Origin of the sequence: Faecalibacterium sp. DFI.5.82 (assembly GCF_029076575.1) — a bacterium.
Lineage (GTDB): Bacteria > Bacillota > Clostridia > Oscillospirales > Ruminococcaceae > Faecalibacterium > Faecalibacterium duncaniae.
In genome coordinates this window covers 1-412 of sequence record NZ_JARFIS010000105.1, presented here as the reverse complement: position 1 = coordinate 412, position 412 = coordinate 1, and the positions used below count along the sequence as shown (strand labels likewise).

Annotated in this window: 1 protein-coding gene; it reads right to left on the bottom strand. The window is 65.5% G+C overall.

The features are described 5' to 3' along the window. A partial coding sequence (locus tag P0G09_RS15785; RefSeq protein ID WP_275253128.1) for an alpha-amylase family glycosyl hydrolase occupies positions 1-412 on the bottom strand: 412 nt, incomplete at both ends.

Below are 412 nucleotides of genomic sequence, written 5' to 3'. Positions count from 1 at the left end.
GCCGTAGTACAGGCAGGGCACACCCGGCAGGGTGTAGATGATGGCGTAGGCCATCCGCAGGCGGAGCAGGCCCTCCTCGTAGGCATCGCCGGTCACACAGCGGCCGCTCTGCCCCGCGCGGCCCCGGCCATTGGCGGGCTCGTCAGCGATCACGGTCAGGGCACGCTCGGTGTCGTGGGTGGAGAGGAAGTTCAGGGCGGTGTCCATGGCCGGGGCAGGGTCGTGCTCGCAGATGGTCAGGATCTCCGTCATGGCCTGCTCGGCGGGCTTGCCCTTGACGAAATCCAGCACGGCGTTCTTGAAGGGGTAGTTCATCACGCTGTCCAGGCCCTTGCACAGCAGATAGGTGCGGCGCTTATTGAAGCCGAACTTGGTGGTGGCATCCTCCCACACCTCGCCCAGCAGGAACTTT